This is a genomic window from Staphylococcus sp. HMSC036D05 (assembly GCF_001836225.1).
Taxonomy (GTDB): Bacteria; Bacillota; Bacilli; order Staphylococcales; family Staphylococcaceae; genus Staphylococcus; species Staphylococcus caprae.
Genome location: NZ_KV827781.1, coordinates 100,593 through 120,195, shown reverse-complemented (window position 1 = coordinate 120,195; position 19,603 = coordinate 100,593). Strand labels below are relative to the sequence as shown.

Annotated in this window: 14 protein-coding genes; 2 read left to right on the top strand and 12 right to left on the bottom strand. The window is 33.4% G+C overall.

What is annotated here, in order from left to right; genetic code table 11:
* Positions 1-38 precede the first annotated feature (38 nt).
* From pnpS to HMPREF2580_RS05270, 4 genes are all read right to left on the bottom strand, one after another.
* A complete protein-coding gene (gene pnpS, locus HMPREF2580_RS05285) occupies positions 39-1,736 on the bottom strand; it encodes a two-component system histidine kinase PnpS (RefSeq protein ID WP_070830911.1) in 1,698 nt (565 codons plus the stop codon).
* Positions 1,736-2,446 carry a response regulator transcription factor gene (locus HMPREF2580_RS05280; RefSeq protein WP_002443337.1) on the bottom strand — a complete coding sequence of 237 codons (711 nt, stop codon included), beginning with the start codon at positions 2,444-2,446 and terminating at the stop codon, positions 1,736-1,738. The genes pnpS and HMPREF2580_RS05280 overlap by 1 nt, the downstream gene beginning before the upstream one ends.
* Before the next feature lie 270 nt (positions 2,447-2,716).
* Complete coding sequence (gene icd / locus HMPREF2580_RS05275; protein WP_002443340.1) at positions 2,717-3,985, bottom strand: NADP-dependent isocitrate dehydrogenase; 1,269 nt, start codon at positions 3,983-3,985, stop codon at positions 2,717-2,719.
* 54 nt (positions 3,986-4,039) lie between these two features.
* On the bottom strand, positions 4,040-5,158 hold the full coding sequence (locus tag HMPREF2580_RS05270) for a citrate synthase (RefSeq protein ID WP_070830907.1): 1,119 nt from the start codon (positions 5,156-5,158) through the stop codon (positions 4,040-4,042).
* A gap of 349 nt (positions 5,159-5,507) precedes the next feature.
* Here HMPREF2580_RS05270 and HMPREF2580_RS05265 point away from each other — a divergent pair, with 349 nt between their 5' ends.
* The gene (locus HMPREF2580_RS05265) at positions 5,508-6,863 is read left to right on the top strand and encodes an amino acid permease (protein WP_070830904.1); all 1,356 of its coding nucleotides are present in this window, start codon (positions 5,508-5,510) and stop codon (positions 6,861-6,863) included.
* Positions 6,864-7,033: 170 nt separating this feature from the next.
* On the opposite strand, the gene pyk is transcribed toward HMPREF2580_RS05265, so the two are convergent.
* The 8 genes from pyk to HMPREF2580_RS05225 form a co-directional block, all read right to left on the bottom strand.
* Complete coding sequence (gene pyk, locus HMPREF2580_RS05260) at positions 7,034-8,791, bottom strand: pyruvate kinase (protein ID WP_002443346.1); 1,758 nt, start codon at positions 8,789-8,791, stop codon at positions 7,034-7,036.
* 20 nt (positions 8,792-8,811) lie between these two features.
* On the bottom strand, positions 8,812-9,780 hold the full coding sequence (gene pfkA, locus HMPREF2580_RS05255) for a 6-phosphofructokinase (RefSeq protein WP_070830901.1): 969 nt from the start codon (positions 9,778-9,780) through the stop codon (positions 8,812-8,814).
* Positions 9,781-9,957: 177 nt separating this feature from the next.
* Entirely contained in the window at positions 9,958-10,902 is a 945-nt protein-coding gene (locus HMPREF2580_RS05250; protein WP_070830899.1) for an acetyl-CoA carboxylase carboxyltransferase subunit alpha, read from the bottom strand.
* The gene (gene accD, locus HMPREF2580_RS05245; RefSeq protein ID WP_002443352.1) at positions 10,902-11,759 is read right to left on the bottom strand and encodes an acetyl-CoA carboxylase, carboxyltransferase subunit beta; all 858 of its coding nucleotides are present in this window, start codon (positions 11,757-11,759) and stop codon (positions 10,902-10,904) included. The genes HMPREF2580_RS05250 and accD overlap by 1 nt, the downstream gene beginning before the upstream one ends.
* 107 nt (positions 11,760-11,866) lie before the next feature.
* Complete coding sequence (locus HMPREF2580_RS05240) at positions 11,867-13,096, bottom strand: NADP-dependent malic enzyme (protein WP_002443355.1); 1,230 nt, start codon at positions 13,094-13,096, stop codon at positions 11,867-11,869.
* 314 nt (positions 13,097-13,410) lie between these two features.
* On the bottom strand, positions 13,411-16,620 hold the full coding sequence (locus tag HMPREF2580_RS05235; protein WP_070830896.1) for a DNA polymerase III subunit alpha: 3,210 nt from the start codon (positions 16,618-16,620) through the stop codon (positions 13,411-13,413).
* Positions 16,621-16,649: 29 nt separating this feature from the next.
* Entirely contained in the window at positions 16,650-17,588 is a 939-nt protein-coding gene (locus HMPREF2580_RS05230) for a DHH family phosphoesterase (RefSeq protein WP_002443360.1), read from the bottom strand.
* Between the two features lie 36 nt (positions 17,589-17,624).
* On the bottom strand, positions 17,625-18,923 hold the full coding sequence (locus HMPREF2580_RS05225) for a DRTGG domain-containing protein (protein WP_070830893.1): 1,299 nt from the start codon (positions 18,921-18,923) through the stop codon (positions 17,625-17,627).
* 207 nt (positions 18,924-19,130) lie between these two features.
* On the opposite strand from HMPREF2580_RS05225, the gene HMPREF2580_RS05220 reads away from it, so the two are divergent.
* Complete coding sequence (locus HMPREF2580_RS05220; protein ID WP_037541506.1) at positions 19,131-19,544, top strand: universal stress protein; 414 nt, start codon at positions 19,131-19,133, stop codon at positions 19,542-19,544.
* The last annotated feature ends 59 nt before the right edge of the window (positions 19,545-19,603 follow it).

Below are 19,603 nucleotides of genomic sequence, written 5' to 3'. Positions count from 1 at the left end.
AAAAGCTGAGACTTGATTGTCTCAGCTCCTTTAAAAATTTATTCATCTATAAACGTTACTTTAAATGTTGAACCTTCTCTTGGCTTACTACTTACACTAATTCGACCATTATGCGCTTCAACAATATGCTTCGTAATAGACAGTCCAAGACCTGTACCTCCAGAATCTCTACTACGTGCCTTATCCACTCTATAGAAACGTTCAAAGATATGTTTTTGATCTTTGGCACTAATTCCAATACCAAAATCTTGAATTTCTAAATTAACTTTTTTACCTTCTCTATAAACTCGAACAATAACTTTACTGTCTTCAAGAGAATAATTAATTGCATTAGAAAGTAAATTTGTAATCACTTGAGCAACTTTATTCTCATGCGCTTCGATTATCACATCTTTTTCAATTTCTGACCTAATTTCGATATTTTTATTCGTAGCTTGAGTTTGTAAATTATCAATCGTATTATAAGCTAACTCAGACAAATTCATATAGCTCGTTTCAATTTCATTTTGCTGTTCTATATGCGATAAATCTAATAAATCCATGACCAATGATTCAATTCTGTTCGATTCTTTTAAAATAATATTTAAAAACATCTCGAGTGATTGTTCATCATTTTTAGCCCCTTCAATCAAGGTTTCAGCAAAACCTTTGATAGAAGTAATTGGTGTTTTTAATTCATGAGAAACATTTGCTACAAATTCTCTTCTAAGATTTTCTAACTTTTGGAGATTCGTAATATCATGAAGTACAACAACCATACCTTGTAATTTCTTCTTAGATTTAGATAGTATTGGCACACAAGAAACATCAAAGTATTTCGTATGTACATTATTAATATCTACCTCTATTTGATCGTAGATAACCTTTTCAGTTCTGAAGCTCTCGATAATGAGTTTTTCAATACTATCATCAAGAAATCCAATATAGCTCTTATTTTCAACAATTTGCTCTGGACTAAAAACTTCATAATAGGCATGGTTGGCAACAACGATTTCTCCATGCTTGTCGATCATTAAAACAGAACTCGGTATATTTTCAAGTGTCGTTTTCAAACGATTGGACTGTATCTTTTGTCGATTATTTAACTTCTGTAACCTTCTAGCTAACTCATTCGTAGTCACAAATAATGCGCGTGTTTCTTTAACATTACTTTCAGGGACACGAACATGATAATAGCCATCTGCTAATAGAGATGTCGCATACGTCACTTCATTAATAGGTCTTATATATGTTCGATTAATACTTCGTGAAGCTAAATAAACTGTGAACAATACGATGACGCCTATTATAGATAAGTATTTCCACATCTCTCTTTGAAGGTTAATAATTTCATCATTAATACCACTTATGTATACAGTTTTATTACCTATACTTTCTTTAAAAGTATAGCGCATACCGATTTTCGTTTTCTTAGTTATTAAATCAGAAGGATTAGCCTCATTGTCAATTCTTTGATCAATTTTACTTTTATCACCAGAAGAGAATATGACGTGATTATCATCTGCATTCTTAATGACAACGACATTTTGTTGATTATCAGCAAGGTTATCGATTTCTTGACCTTTATTATGATTAAGAAGGTTCACATAGTTATGTGCTTCGTTTCTTAATTCACTAGTTTGATTGCTAGTTAAAGTTTGATAAATCGTATTATGAATAATCGCACCTAAACCAATAAAACTGATGATCGTTATCGTACTAATTAATAATAATAAACGGTGATGAAATTTTAGCATTAAGCTTTAGGTCGCTCCAATTTATATCCTAAACCACGTACCGTTTTAATTAATTTAGGTTGTTTAGGATTTTCTTCTAATTTATCTCTTAGGTGACTAATATGTACATCTACAATTCTAGAATCTCCAGCAAATTCATAATTCCATACAGAATTTAACATATGTTCTCTTGTAATCACGCGTCCTTGTCTTTCGATTAAGTATAATAATAATTCGAATTCTTTAGGTGTGAGTTCTAACAATTCTTCATCTTTATATACTTCGAAAAATTCAGGACGAATACGAATGGAATCAATGATAATATCTTCCTCATCCGTATCTTCTTTTTCAATTTCACTAACAAATTTTGAACGTCTTAAAATAGCTTTTACTCTCGCAACCACTTCTCTAGGTGAGAAAGGCTTAGTCATATAGTCGTCAGCACCTAATTCAAGGCCTAAAACACGATCAAATTCGTCATCTTTAGCAGTTAACATTAAAATAGGTACTAAATTTTTATCAGATCGAATTGATTTACACACCTCAATACCATCTTTTTTAGGTAACATGACGTCTAATACTATTAGCTCAGGTTGTTCATCTTCAACCTTTTGTAGTGCCTCTTCGCCGTCATAAGCGACTTCAACTATGTATCCTGCTGTTTCTAAATTATACTTTAGTAAGGTCACGATTGATTGTTCATCATCAACCACTAGTACTTTTTGTGACATGGTGTGCCTCCCTATTTTTTATTACATTTACATTATAACTGAAGTTCAAATAAAAATAACATAGCTACACATCAATTTTACATAAACTTAACAAAACTTATAGATTTATAGTTATATTAAGAAAATATTTCTTTAATATTGCCTTAACATTAATTAAGTTATCACCTTTTGAATCAAAAAGATATTGATAAATTAAAAATTTACATAATCTTTAAAAAAACGGATTGGCAAGAGCCAATCCGTTTGATAACACTATCGATTAAAGCGTTATTATTTTAAGTTTTTGATTAATTCATCAGCAAATTCTGAAGTTGAAACTTCTTTTGCACCATCCATTAAACGAGCAAAGTCATAAGTTACAATTTTAGAAGCGATAGTAGCTTCGATTGAATCAGTGATTTTATCAGCAGCTTCTTGCCATCCTAAGTGTTCTAACATTAATACAGAACTTAAGATTTCAGAAGATGGGTTAACTTTATTTAAACCAGCATATTTAGGAGCTGTACCATGTGTAGCTTCGAAAATAGCGTGACCAGTTTCGTAGTTAATATTTGCACCTGGAGCGATACCAATACCACCAACTTGTGCAGCTAAAGCGTCTGAAATGTAGTCACCGTTTAAGTTCATAGTCGCTACAACATCGTGTTCAGCTGGACGCGTTAAGATTTGTTGTAAGAAGATATCAGCAATTGAATCTTTGATAATAATTTTGCCTTCTTTTTCAGCTTTATCTTGAGCTTCATTAGCTGCGTCTTTACCTTCTTTTTCAACAATTTCATCATATTGTTGCCAAGTGAATACTTTGTCACCAAATTCGTTATGAGCTAAATCATAACCCCATTGTTTAAATGATCCTTCAGTAAATTTCATAATGTTACCTTTATGAACTAAAGTAACAGATTTACGATTATTATCTAATGCATATTGAATTGCAGCTCTTACTAAACGTTCTGTACCTTCTTTTGATACAGGTTTAATACCAATACCTGAAGTTTCTGGGAAACGAATGTTTGTTGCACCCATTTCGTTTTGTAAGAAATCAATTACTTTTTTAACTTCTGAAGTACCTTCTTTAAATTCGATACCTGCATAAATGTCTTCAGTGTTTTCACGGAAAATAACCATGTCAACATCTTCTGGACGTTTAACTGGTGAAGGAACCCCTTGGAACCAACGTACAGGGCGTAAGCAAGTAAATAAATCTAATTCTTGTCTTAAAGCTACGTTAAGTGAACGAATACCGCCACCGATTGGAGTAGTTAAAGGACCTTTAACAGCAATTAAATATTCTTTAATTGTGTCTAATGTTTCTTGTGGTAACCATTCTCCAGTTTCATCGTAAGCTTTTTGTCCAGCTAAAACTTCTTTCCATTCGATACGTTTCTCACCGTTGTAAGCTTTTTCAACAGCTGCATCGATAACACGGCTAGCCGCTTTCCAGATATCTGGGCCAATTCCATCGCCAATAATAAATGGAATAATTGGTTCATTAGGTACATTTAAACCTTCATTAGTACGAGTAATTTTTTCTGCTGACATAAATCTAACCTCCAAGTATATTTAAGCTTTCAATTAATACTATATGTGATTTTATTATCTTTCTTCAATAGGAACATACTTACGATTTTTTTCACCAATGTATTGTGCTCTTGGTCTCATGATTCGGTTGTCTCTATACTGTTCTAAGATATGAGCAATCCAACCTGATGTACGACTTACTGCGAAAATTGGTGTGAATAAATCGTGAGGAATATTCATACTGTGATAAACAGTTGCACTAAAGAAGTCTACATTTGGAATTAAACCTTTTTCTTCTTTCATGCGTTTTTCGATTGCTAGTGAAATATCAAATAATTCACTTTGACCTGTTTCTTCAGTGATTTTACGGCTCATTTCACGAAGATATTTAGCTCTTGGATCGCCATCTTTGTATACACGGTGACCAAAGCCCATGACTTTATCTTTATTCGCGAATCTTTCGTCTAAATAGCTATCAACATTTTCAATACTTCCTACTTCTTTTAACATAGCCATAACACGTTCGTTTGCACCACCGTGAAGAGGTCCTTTTAATGAGCCAACTGCAGCAACAACACCTGAATACATATCTGAAAGTGATGAAACCGCACAACGTGCAGTGAACGCAGATGCATTTAATTCGTGATCAGCATGTAAAATTAATGCTTTATTAAATGCTTCAACTTCTATATCTGTAGGAAGTTCTCCTCTTAACATATATAAGAAGTTTGCTGCGTAACTTAAATCTGAATTTGGTTTTAAAGGTTCTTTCCCTTCTCTAACTCTTGCGAAAGCCGTTACTAGTGAAGCAATTTTCGCTTGAATGCGAATTGCTCTATCATATTTCTTCTCATCAGATTCATCTTCAGCATCTGGATCAAAGTGAGCAATATAAGATACAGATGTACGAACTGCTGTCATAGGATGAACATCATCAGTTACGTACTCTTCAAAGTGTTTGTATACTCTTGGATTAAGAGTCATGTACTCGAATAATTTCTCTTTCAATTCTTTAAGTTCATCTTTATTAGGAAGTCTATAATTCCATAATAAGAAAATGATTTCTTCGAATTGGGCATTTTCTGCGAGATCGTCAATATCATAGCCCGCATATGTCAATTGACTGTCAATTATTGAACTGATTTTAGTTTCAGCTGCAATAACCCCTTCTAAACCTCTTTGTAATTCTGCCATGATAAATTTCCCCTTTACTGTTTCTTTATGAAATGGCTTTCAACTAGTATTATAGCTAAATTCAAACAATTTGTGAAACATTATAAATCACTTTAAACATGTAAAAATGGTATATTGGCTTGACCTTTTTGTGTGTTATTATCTCTAAAAGAGCGTGAAATTCAACTTCAAACCATACTATTATTATTAAATTTCAAAAATGTAGTTATATTTTCGTTTAGTTATCAAGAATGATTACAAAAAAGAAATATACATTTTAGTGAATTTTCACACTTTTTTGCGAAAAGAATTGTATAAATAGCCTTATAAGTGCATAATATATATTATCTTATAGTAAGGGAGATGTCTTATGGCTGAAAATTTACAAAGAGAATTGAGCAATCGTCATGTTCAATTAATCGCCATCGGAGGCGCTATAGGAACGGGGTTATTCCTTGGTGCTGGTCAAACAATTGCAATGACGGGTCCCTCAATATTACTCACCTATATCATTATAGGTTTTATGTTATTCATGTTTATGCGTGGATTGGGAGAAATCATCATTCAAAACACTAATTTCAAATCATTTGCGGATGTTACGAACAAATACATAGGTCCATTTGCTGGCTTTGTTACTGGTTGGACTTATTGGTTATGTTGGATTATTACAGGTATGGCTGAGGTTACAGCTGTTGCTAAATACGTAAGTTTCTGGTTCCCAGAGATTCCTAACTGGATTAGCGCGTTATTCTGTGTACTTATTTTAATGTCATTCAACTTGTTAAGTGCCAAATTATTCGGCGAATTAGAGTTTTGGTTTGCTATCATCAAAATAGCTACAATTATTGCATTAATAGTTGTTGGTATTGTCATGATTTTATTTGCCTTTAAAACTCAATTTGGACACACAAGTCTAACTAACTTATATCAACACGGAATATTCCCTAAAGGAGCATCTGGATTCTTTATGTCTTTCCAAATGGCACTTTTCTCATTTGTCGGAATAGAAATGATAGGTGTTACTGCTGGTGAGACCAAGGATCCTGAACAAACAATTCCTAAGGCAATTAATAGCGTACCTATTAGAATATTAATCTTTTATGTTGGTGCTTTAGCAGTCATCATGTCTATTATTCCTTGGTACAAAGTTGACCCTGATAATAGTCCTTTTGTTAAACTATTTACTTTAATAGGTATTCCTTTCGCTGCTGGTTTAATCAATTTCGTAGTATTAACTGCCGCAGCATCATCTTGTAATAGTGGTATCTTTTCAAATAGTAGAATGTTATATGGATTATCTAATCAAAGACAAGCGCCACCAGCGTTCTCTAATACAAACAAAAATGGTGTACCACACACAGCTATTATTGCGTCATCTGCATTATTATTAATTGCAGCGTTATTAAATTATATCTTCCCTGACGCAACAAAAGTGTTTACGTATGTGACGACAATCTCTACTGTATTATTCTTAGTTGTATGGGCTTTAATCATCGTTGCCTATATTAATTACAGTAGAAAGAATCCTGAATTACACAAGAAAGCTACTTATAAATTACCAGGCGGGCAATTTATGGGTTATGCAATTTTAATTTTCTTTATCTTCGTATTCGCATTATTATTTGTTAATGTTGATACAAGAAGAGCCATTTATATAACTCCTGTATGGTTCGTTATTTTAGGATTAATGTATTTGAGATATAGAAAAGAAAGCAAACACGCATAAATAATCATAAAGGAGGATGAGATCACTTATAATCTCATCCTCCTTTAATGTATTTGCAGTAAATGTCTGAATTGAGAGCCTGCTTATATCAAGCGTATATCTATCTCTACATACTCAATAAAAAACACTCTCCAACATCATGTCGGAGAGTGTTTTCTCTAAATTGATTATTAAAGTACGTTTGCATAGCCTTCAAAGATTTTACCTTGAGCTGCGTCAACTGTAACTAACATATCATTTTTAATTTCTTTTGTTGCTTTTTCAACACCTACTACTGTTGGAATACCTTTTTCTAAACCAACGATTGCACTTGGTGATGTAATTCCATTTTCTTCAGTTACTAAACCGATTGCATTTTCAACATATGGAACTAACGTTTCGTCTACTGAATTAGTGATGATAACTTTATCAGATAAATCTTTACCTTCTAAGTCACTTGCACTGTCAGCAATAATGGCATGTCCTACTACAGAGCCACGACCTACACCTTGTCCACGAGCGATTTCATCGCCAACTAAGTGAATTTTCATCATATTAGTTGTACCTTTTTCACCAGTTGGAACACCAGCAGTAATGATGATTAAATCACCGTTAGAAACTCTTCCAGTTTCAACTGCTGTCGCTACCGCATTGTTAAGTAATGCGTCAGTGTTTTTACGTCCCTCTTTAACAACTGGGTTAACACCCCAAACAATTGCACATTGGCGTGCTGTTTCTTCACTAGGTGTTACAGCGATAATATCTGAATGAGGACGATATTTAGAAATAGTACGTGCTGTTGAACCACTTTCAGTAGCCGCAACGATAGCTTTAACATTTAAGTTAAGTGCTGTATGTGCAACAGAAACACCAATAGCGTTAACTAATGAAGTTTCAACTAATTTTGTACGGTCAGATAATAATTTTTTATAATCTTGAGCCGCTTCTGCTGAAACTGCGATATTTCTCATAGTTTTAACTGCTTCTTCTGGATATAATCCCGCAGCTGTTTCACCTGATAACATCACAGCATCAGTACCATCGTAAATTGCGTTAGCTACGTCACTTGCTTCCGCACGAGTAGCACGAGGGTTACGTTGCATTGAATCTAACATTTGAGTTGCAGTGATAACTGGTTTACCTAATTTATTACATTTTCTAATTAAGTCTTTTTGAACCATTGGTACTTTTTCAGGTGGAATTTCAACACCCATGTCCCCACGAGCAACCATTAATCCATCAGAAACTTCAAGGATTTCATCAATGTTATCAATACCTTCTTGGTTCTCAATTTTAGGGAAAATTGTGATATGTGCTTTTTCTTCTTCAAGAATTTGGCGAATATCTAAAACATCACTAGGACGTCTTACGAAACTTGCAGCGATAAAGTCAACATTTTCTTTGATACCGAAACGAATGTCATCAGCATCTTTATCAGTAATACCAGGTAAGTTAACTTTTACGCCAGGTAAATTAACACCTTTTTTATTTTTTAATTCTCCAGTATTTAAGATGTCACATTTAACTTCGCCTTTATCTTTATCAATTTCTTTAACTTGTAACTCTACTAAACCATCATCTAATAAAATGTATGAGCCAACATGAACATCGTTGATTAAGTCTTCATATGTTACAGAGAATTTCTCAGGCGTACCTTCTACTTCATTCATACTCACGATGACTTCTTTACCTTTTTCTAATTCGATAACACCATCTTTCATGTTATGTGTACGAATTTCAGGTCCTTTTGTATCTAATAAAAGTGCAACTGTTTTATCTAAACGTTTTGCAACTTTACGAATTGTATCAATTCTACCTTTATGTTCTTCATGACTACCATGAGAAAAGTTTAAACGCGCCACGTTCATTCCTGCATTTATTAATTTCTCGATCATTTCTTCAGATTCTGAAGCTGGTCCAATTGTACAAACAATTTTAGTCTTTCTCATTATATAATCCTCCCAAAAATTTATATTGATAATTCCTTAGCTAATTCATAAATATCTTTGTCAAACTTATGATGACTTTCACCAAAGATACCTTCAAATGGTGTAGCAGTTAATTGGTTATTTTTAATACCTACACCTTTAGCTGTCACACCTTGTTTAAGTAATTCAACGGCATGACCACCTAAACGTGAAGCTAATACGCGGTCAGCACCTGATGGGCTTCCTCCACGCTGAATATGTCCTAATACTGACACGCGTGTATCAATATTGATATATTTCATTAATTCATCAGCACATTCTTGGCCGCTCATACAGCCTTCAGCGACCATAACAATAGAATGTTTCTTACCTCTTTTAATACCCTGTTCAATTTTTTCAGCAACATCTTTAATGTCGGTATGAACTTCAGGTACTACAATAGTTTCAGCACCAACAGAGAGTCCTGCCCATAAAGCTAAATCTCCACAATCACGTCCCATAACTTCAACGATAAATGTACGTGCGTGACTTGATGCAGTATCTCTAATTTTATCGACGGATTCAATAATTGTGTTTAACGCAGTGTCAAAACCTATAGTGAAGTCCGTACCATTAATATCATTATCAATTGTACCTGGAATTCCAATCGTTTGAATTTCCTTACACTCTTCACTTATACGTTGCGCACCACGATAACTTCCGTCTCCGCCGATAACAACTAATCCTTCGATGCCTCGTTTACGTAAGTTTTCAATCCCCTTCTTACGTACATCTTCTTCTTTAAATTGAGGACATCTAGCAGAGAATAGGAACGTACCTCCGCGCTGGATTGTATCCCCGACTGAGCCTAACTCAAGTTTATGAATGTCATCGTCTAGTAAACCTTGGTAACCATGATAAATCCCATAAACTTCAATATTATTGTAAATTGCTGTACGAACAACTGCACGAACGGCAGCATTCATACCTGGAGAATCCCCTCCGCTAGTTAAAACTGCAATTTTTTTCATGACGACATACCTTTCTTTAACTAGATTTATCTTTAACTATAAATTACCACAATTTTTTTACTGTTCCATCAAAAGTAAGGCTTTCAATTGATGTAAACGTTTTAAATAATGAATTTTTTCTAAAATAAATAAAAAAGAGCTAATAGCCGTAATCATGACTATTAGCAAGTAACTAAATTATTCTACAACTGAGCCAATGTGTCTAAATTTATCAAATCTATCATTGACTAATTCTTCATTAGACATTTGCTCTAATTCATTTAAATGTTTAACAAATGTGTCTTTAATCGTAACAGCTTGTGATTCAACATCTTTATGGGCGCCACCTAGTGGTTCGTTAATCACTTCGTCTACAATATTTAATCCTTTAAGATCATTTGCTGTAATTTTCATCGTTTCAGCAGCAATTTTTGCTAAATTACTATCTTTCCATAAAAGTGCAGCAGCACCCTCAGGAGAAATAACTGAATACGTACTATTTTCAAGCATAAGTACACGATTAGAAATACCAATTCCTAATGCGCCACCACTACCACCTTCACCGATAACAATAGCGATGACAGGTACTTTTAATGATGCCATTTCAATTAAATTCGTAGCGATTGATTCACTTTGACCACGTTCTTCTGCTGCTTTACCAGGATAAGCGCCTTTTGTATCAATAAATGTAAAAATTGGACGATTAAACTTTTCAGCCTGCTTCATCAAACGTAGCGCTTTACGATAACCTTCAGGATGTGCCATACCAAAATTTCGATAAATATTATCTTTGGTATCTTTACCGCGTTGTTGACCAACAACAGTTACAGCACGTCCATTAAGATAACCAATCCCGCCTATCATTGCAGGATCATCTCTAAAGTTTCTATCCCCATGAAGTTCTATAAATGAATCGAAAATATATGGAATATAATCTAAAGATGTAGGTCGCTCTTGTAAACGCGCGATTTGCACACGATCCCACGGCTTTAAATTGGTATAAACTTTTTTAGTTTCTCTTTCTAGAGACGCTTCCAACATATCAATCTCTTCTTGTAAATCCACTTCATTCTTTTCTTGTGATTCTTTTAATGATTCAATTTTATTTTTAATTTCAAAAAGTGGCTTTTCAAAATCTAGCATTATCGACTCACCTCTTGATGGATTTTTAGAATATTAGATAACGTCTCTTTCATATCCTTACGATGAACTACTTTATCTAATTGACCATGTTCTAAAAGGAACTCGGCTGTTTGGAAATCATCTGGCAATTTCTCATTAATTGTTTGTTCAATGACACGTCTACCAGCAAATCCAATGAGCGCTTTAGGTTCACTTAAGTTAATGTCACCCACTGAGGCAAAGCTTGCAGACACACCACCAGTTGTTGGATTCGTTATGTACGAAATATATAATAATCCAGCATCAGCATGACGCTTAAGTGATACACTTGTTTTACCCATTTGCATGAGTGAAATAATACCTTCTTGCATTCTAGCGCCACCACTTGCTGAGAATAGAATGAAAGGTAAATGATGCTCAGTGCAATAATCAATGATTCTACAAATTTTTTCACCTACAACTGAACCCATACTTCCCATTCTAAAACGTGCATCCATCACTGCAACACCGTATTTAATACCATCTAATTCAGAAGTACCAGTAACAACTGCCTCATTTAATCCAGTCTTTTGCTGATCTTTTTCAATCTTTTCAATGTAGCCAGGAAAATCTAATGGATTCGCAGAGGTCATACCCTTATCGAATTCTGTAAATGTTCCTTCATCTGAAATCGCTTCTATTCTTTTATGTGCAGTAAGTGCAATATGATGATCACAATTGAAGCACACATTTAAATTTTCAGCTAATTCTTTAGTGTACATGATCTTTTTGCACTTCGGGCATTTAGTCATAATCCCTGCTGGCACATCATTTTGTTTAGAATCTTGAACTGTTAAATATTTCTTTTTCTTGCTTCGATTAAAAAAATCTTTAAACATTGGTAAACCTCCAAATAACCTCTGTTACTACCATTTATATATTCTCCTGAAAAATTTATCAAGATGTTATTTCTTGAAAATGTCTCTCAAAGAATTACTATATAGAATTATTTTAAATCAGTTGCTTTCATTGTTTTGTCATAAACTTCTTGTGGATCAATTTCAATTCTTGCTACACCTGATTCCATAGCTGCTTTAGCTACGCTACGTGCCACTGATGGAGCAACTCTCTTATCAAATGGTCCAGGAATACAATAATCAGGGTTGAGTTCGTCTTCTTCGATTAAATCTGCAATAGCTTCAACAGCGGCTTTTTTCATATCTTCATTAATATGTGTAGCTTCAACATCTAATGCACCTCTAAAGATACCAGGGAAAGCTAACACATTATTGATTTGGTTAGGATAATCAGAACGACCCGTTCCAATTACTTTAGCCCCTGCTGCTTTAGCATCATCAGGTTTAATTTCAGGATTTGGATTGGCCATGGCAAAAATAATTGGGTCATCTGCCATGCTCTCAACCATTTCTTTATCTAATAAATCTGCAACAGAAACACCGATAAATACGTCTGCATCTTTAATAACTTCTTTCAATGAACCATCAATTTTATCTTTGTTAGTCCATTTAGCAACATATTCTTTAGTATCATTCATGCCATGAGGGCGTCCTTCGTAAATAGCTCCTTTAGAATCACACATAATCATGTCTCTAACACCGTATGAATGTAACAATTTCACAATTGCTATACCTGCAGCACCTGCACCATTTAAGACAACTTTAATATCTGATAAATCTTTATCGACAATTCTCAAAGCATTAATCAAGCCGGCCATTGTAACAATTGCAGTTCCGTGTTGATCATCATGAAATACTGGAATATTTGTTTCTTTTTTTAATTTTTCTTCGATTTCAAAACATCTTGGCGCTGAAATATCTTCAAGATTAATACCGCCATAATTTGGTTGTAATAATTTCACTGTATTAATAATTTCATCAGTATCTGTTGTATCTAAAGCGATTGGTACGCCATTTATTCCGGCAAAACTTTTAAATAAAACCGCTTTACCTTCCATAACAGGTATACTTGCTTCAGCTCCAATATTGCCCAGTCCTAAAACTGCAGTACCGTCAGTTACAACTGCAACAGTATTTGCCTTGATTGTATATTCATATACTTTTCTTGGATTTTCATGAATTTCTTTACATGGTTCAGCAACGCCAGGAGAATATGCTAAACTCAATTCTTCCTTATTAGTTACTTTTATATTTGGTGTGATTTCTAATTTACCTTGATGTTCTCTGTGCATTTCCAATGCATCATCTCTTAAAGACATGGAATCAACCCCTATTTTAAATAATTTAAGTTAAAATAACCGTTCCTATTAATTAAAAATCGTGTATGTTGAATCTAATTTACTAGTATAAGTATACCCAATACATGATAAATTAAGAATAGACAATGGACATACATCATATTGATGCTATAAACTTGATTGTCTGCCTATTCTAATCTTTTGAAATTATTCTTTCTTCTGATTATAAAATTAATCAGTGTATAACCAGAACAAAAAACAATAACAAAAGAAAAACTGATGATTATTATCTTAACCATCAGTTAACTATACCATAGTTTAAATTGTGATAAAAGTTATATAAACCTAATATCACTAGGATTTAAAGAGTCGAACAACTGTTGAATTGTAACTTCATCTTTACTCAAGAATCCTAAGCGATTCATGCTATTATTGCGTTCATTAAATGCATTCACTTCTAATAAATGCTGATCTCCACTTTTCTCATTCATGATTAATTCTTGGATGTTTGAAGGAAGATGATGCGCATTTCGTATAATGACTTTTTTAGAAGCATTTATTTTTTCATTTTTATAGGTATTGATTTCAATAATTTGATTAATAATAAGTTGAAGTTGCTGATTCCGTTTCTCAAATTTACCTATCACGATAAACATTTCTTCATTAGAAATAGAAGTTTCATATCTTTTGAATTTATCCGGGAATATCACACCGTCCATTAGCGTCATCCCATCATTAAGTGTTACAAATGCCATGTTTTGACCGTTCTTAGTTCTAATTTGCTTAATTGTATCAAATTGGACAAGTATTGGTTGAAAGTTTTGAGCGTTACTTAATTTATAAATGCCTAGATATTGTTTCTTTTCAAATTCTTTTTCAACCGGGTGTTTAGAAATATAAAAGCCCAGATATTCTTTTTCATAATTACTCAACAATTTATCTGGTAACTCTTCTTTGTCCTCATAGACTTGTTTTGGCGTTAAAATATCGAAAAGCATATCGTCTTGTTCTACATCTGATGTAGTGTCTAATACTTGATCGATAGCCTGTAATAAAGTAGCACGATTCTTATCAAAATTGTCAAAAGCACCGACAAGTATCAATGCTTCTAATAATTTTCTAGTTTTAACCCGCTTTGGAATTCTGCGCGCAAAATCAAAAAAGTCTTTAAACTTTCCATTATTATATCTCTCATCGACAATCAGTTTAACACTTTGATAGCCCACACCTTTAATCGTTCCTAACGACAAATATATTCCTTGTGAAGTCGCTTTATAGAACCAATGACTCTCATTAATATTAGGTGGGAGAATATTAATTTTTTGATGTTTAGCCTCATCAATCATATTGGCTGTTTTCTTCTCACTACCAATGACATTGCTCAAAATATTAGCGTAAAAATAATTAGGATAATACACTTTTAGATAACTCATAATATAAGCAATTTTAGAGTAGCTTACTGCATGCGCTCTAGGGAAACCATAATCAGCAAACTTGAGTATTAAATCAAAGATTTGTTTACTCATTTGTTCATCATAGCCGTTGTCTTTCGCACCGTTGACAAAGTGCTGACGTTCACTTTCTAACACTGCACGATTTTTCTTACTCATCGCTCTTCTAAGAATATCCGCTTCACCATAACTAAAGTTAGCGAATTTGCTCGCAATTTGCATTATTTGTTCTTGATAGATAATGACGCCGTAGGTATTTTTTAAAATGGGTTCTAAATCAGGATGCAAATATTCAACTTTAGATGGATCGTGTCGACGTGTGATATATGTAGGTATTTCTTCCATAGGACCTGGTCGATAAAGTGATGTGACCGCTACGATATCTTCAAAATGTTCTGGTTGAAGTCTCTTTAATACACTACGTACCCCATCAGATTCTAGTTGGAAAATACCAGTCGTATCTCCTTGAGATAATAACTTGAATACTTTTCTATCATCAAAAGGAATGGTTTCAACATCTATACCAATGTTTAAATCTTTCTTCACTTGCGTCACAATTTGGTGGATGATCGATAAGTTACGTAATCCTAAGAAGTCTATCTTTAATAAACCTATGCGTTCTGCCTCTGTCATTGTCCACTGAGTCAGTAAACCCGTATCACCTAACGTCAACGGTGCAAATTTATATAGCGGTTGATCGTTAATAATAATACCCGCCGCATGCGTTGACGTATGTCTTGGAAGTCCTTCAAGCTTCTTACTCATATCAAACCAAAGTTCATTTCTGTGATTTCGATGAACAAACGCTTTAAAATTGTCTTGCTGATAAGCCTCATCAAGCGTAATCCCCAATTTATGAGGTATTAACTTTGAAATTTCATTTAATGTAGTTTCATCAAAGCCCATAATTCTTCCAACATCACGACCGACAGCTCTTGCTAATAAGTGTCCGAAAGTCACTATTCCTGACACATGAAGTTCTCCATATTTATTTTGAACATACTGAATCACTTTCTCGCGTCTTGTATCTTCAAAGTCAATGTCAATATCGGGCATCGTAACCCTTTCAGGATTTAAAAACCTCTCGAAAAGCAAGTTAAATTTGATCGGATCAATCGTTGTAATCCCTAACAAATAACTTACCAGCGAACCAGCGGAAGAGCCCCGCCCTGGTCCAACCATTACATCATGTGTTTTAGCATAATGGATTAAATCGCTAACGATAAGGAAATAATCTTCGAAACCCATATTCGTAATAATTTCATATTCGTGCTTAAGCCGTTCTAAATATTGATCATTATGTAAATTCCACTCATTTAATTTATCTATTAATACCGACCATAAATAGTCTTTTGCAACTTCACCATTAGGCGTGACAAATTGCGGTAATAATGATTGATGATAAACAAGTTCCGCCTGACATAAATCAACGATCGTTTGCGTATTTTTTATCACTTCTTCGTCTACATCATCTAAAATATTTTTAAGTTCATTTTGATCAGGAAAGTGCTCACCAAAATCTTTACTTTCATTAATTAAATCTAATTTAGAATTATCTCTAATTGCCTGTAAAGCAGATATCGTATCTGCATCTTCTCTATTTAAATATCTTGCTGATTGTAACCATACCTTTTTTCTATCAATAATATCGTCACTCGTATGATTCATGTAAACGTGAGTATGATCATTGAATGCTTCTAAAATTTGTAAGTGCGTCGATTCTACATCTTTAAAAATGATAATTAAATTGTCATCATAACGTTTTAACCATTCTAAAGGAACTTCTTCCTTTTCTTTCATTTTAATGGCAGATGAAAGTTGATAGAGTGCTTTGAGTCCCTCATTATTCTGTGCGAGTACTACTGTTTCAACTTTATATAGACCATCCGTTAATATTAAAGTCATTCCGAAAATGGGATGAATATCAGCAGCAATGCAGGCATCGTAAAATTTTGGAAAACCATACAAAACATGGGTATCTGTAATTGCAAGCGCAGTATAGCCTTCATTTTTAGCTTTATTGATTACATCTTCAATTCTCAGACTGGCGTTCAATAAATCATAAGCAGTATGAATATTTAAATGCGCAACCATGTTTGTATCCTCCTTTTAGATATATCTTTTTAAAGTTTTTGACGCAATGCATCGGCTAAACGGTCGAACTCTTCCCAACTATAAACTGACACGCCTGATGCATTTGGATGGCCTCCACCTCCAAAATCGTTTGCGACATCATTGATAATCATTGTACCTTTTGAACGAATGCGACATCTAATTTCTTCACCTTCATCCACACCGAACATCCAAATCTTCAAACCTTGAATATCAGCAATTGTATTCACAAATTGTGATGCTTCATTCGGTTGAATCTGATATTTTTCTAGAATATCTCTCGTAATTTTCACCTGACAGTATCCTTCATCATCTAATTCAAAGTTTTGTAAGATGTAACCTTGAAACGGTAATAATTTAGGATCTTTTTCAGACATTTTATTTAATTCAGCATTGTGGTCAAACGGAAAAGCAATTAATTTACCAGCAACTTCCATAGTATGTTGAGTTGTATTATTAAATAAGAAGCGACCAGTATCTCCTACAATTCCTAAATATAAAACACGTGCTACGCTTTCATCAATGATACGTTCATCATTAAAATGAGTAATAAAATCATAAATAATTTCACTTGTTGAAGAAGCTTCTGTATTTACATAATTAATGTCTCCGTATTGATCAACTGCCGGATGATGATCTATTTTTAGAACCTTCGTTCCAGTGTGATAGCGTTGGTCATCTACACGTGGCGCATTTGCTGTATCACAAACAATGACAAGCGCATCTTCGTAAACATCATCTGATATCTCATCAAATGTACCTATGAAATCTAAAGAAGGTTCATTGTTACCAACGGCATAAATATTCTTATCTGGATATTTTATTTTTAAATAATATTTAAGTCCCAACTGTGACCCGTATGCATCAGGATCAGGTCTCACGTGTCTATGAATAATGATTGTGTCTGCTTGTTCAACCTCATGCATGATATCGTTCATAATTTTTTCCATTCTGAATACTCCCTTAAAACTAAATTTTACTTTTTATTAAAAACCTTCGAACATCTGGCATATCACTAAAGCGTTGGCAACTTTCTCATTATTATTAAACATGGTTACTTCTAATTTCGCGAAATTTCTACCAACATCTAGCATTTCGTAATAGACTTCAATGGATGATTCAATAGGCACTGTTTTGATATAAACAATGTTCAAGTTTTCTATCATTACATTACCCTTTTTATATTTTCTCATCTCATGTCGAATTGTTTCTTCAATAATACCTACAAATACGGCTTTACTTAATGTGCCGTAATGATTTGTGACTAAAGGCGATACTTCAACACTGATGTTATTCGAATTAATGGTAATATGTTTTGCTATCTGATCGTTAATCGTTTCACCTATTTGTGGTTGTCTTCCTAAAAGTTGCATTGATTTCAACACATCTTGTCTGTTGATGACACCTACAGCTTTTTTATTATTATTGGTTACCGGTAATAACTCAATACCTTCCCAAATCATCATATGTGCACAACTCGCAACAGTGTTTGTCAGTTTGACGCTTAAAGGATTTCGAGTCATTATCTTGCCTAATTCATCATCCTCGTTCATATTTATAATTTCTCTACTCGTTACAATACCTACAAGTTTAAAATCTTTATTTACAATAGGAAATCTTGTATGACCTGTTTCGTTAGCTAATTTTTTATAGTCATTAATTTTCATATAATCAAATAATACGGATAGTTCGTTTATAGGTTTTACAATATCCTCGACAACAAGTATTTCTTTGCGAATCTTTTGGTTATACATTGCTCTATTGATAATGTTTGCGACTAAAAATGTATCATAACTTGATGAAATAATGGGCAATTCATGCTCATTCGCATAATCGATGACAAATTTCGATGGGTGAAAGCCTCCAGTAATAAGGATAGCTGTTCCTCGTTTTAATGCCTCAATTTGAACATCTTCACGGTTACCCACTATTAATAAAGTGTGTTTCTCTATATATTTTAAAATATCTTGAAGTTTCATAGCGCCTATCGCAAATTTAGAAACTGTTTTTCCAAGTCCTTTTTTACCCGCTAAAATTTGACCTTCCACTATGTTCGCAATTTCATTAAAAGTTAAATTATCTATATTGTCTCGATTACGTTTTTCTATCCTTACTGTACCGACACGATCAATAGTTGCTACAATTCCTAATTGTCCTGCATCCTTAATCGCTCTGTAAGCAGTTCCTTCTGATACATCTAATACCTTTGCTATTTTTCTAACTGAAATTTTAGAACCTATAGATAAAGATTCAATATAATTTAAAATTTGCTCGTGTTTCGTCATCCCATTACCTCTTATTTCTATAGAACAGTCTTTGTTATATTATAACTTTTAACTCGAAAAAAATCATTGAACAACCTCGTTCATCGTTAATCGTTTTCTCACTTACCAAAAATATTCCGTTTAAAATTGATTTTGTAAAGAAAATGTGAATATAAATGGAAATTCCATTAAAACTCTATTAAAATATAAGTGAGGAGGGATGTAGTTATGTATAAACATATTTTACTAGGCGTAGACACTCAATTAAAAAATGAAAAAGCATTAAAAGAAGTGTCAAATTTAGCTGGGAAAGATACAGTTGTAACTATTTTAAATGCCATTAATGAGCAAGATGCTCAAGCTTCTATCAAAGCAGGAGTCCACTTAGATAAGTTAACTGAAGAAAGAAGTAAACGTTTAGAAAAAACAAGAAAAGCATTAGAAGAATACGGAATTAATTACGATCAAATTATTGTTAGAGGAAATCCTAAAGAAGAATTATTAAAATACGCTAACAGTGGAAAATATGACATCGTTGTATTAAGTAACCGTAAAGCAGAAGACAAGAAGAAATTTGTACTTGGTAGCGTCAGCCACAAAGTAGCTAAACGTGCTACAATCCCTGTATTAATTGTTAAATAATCATTTAAAGAAATCCCGATTTTTAAATTAAGTCGTTTAAAAATCGGGATTTTTTCTAT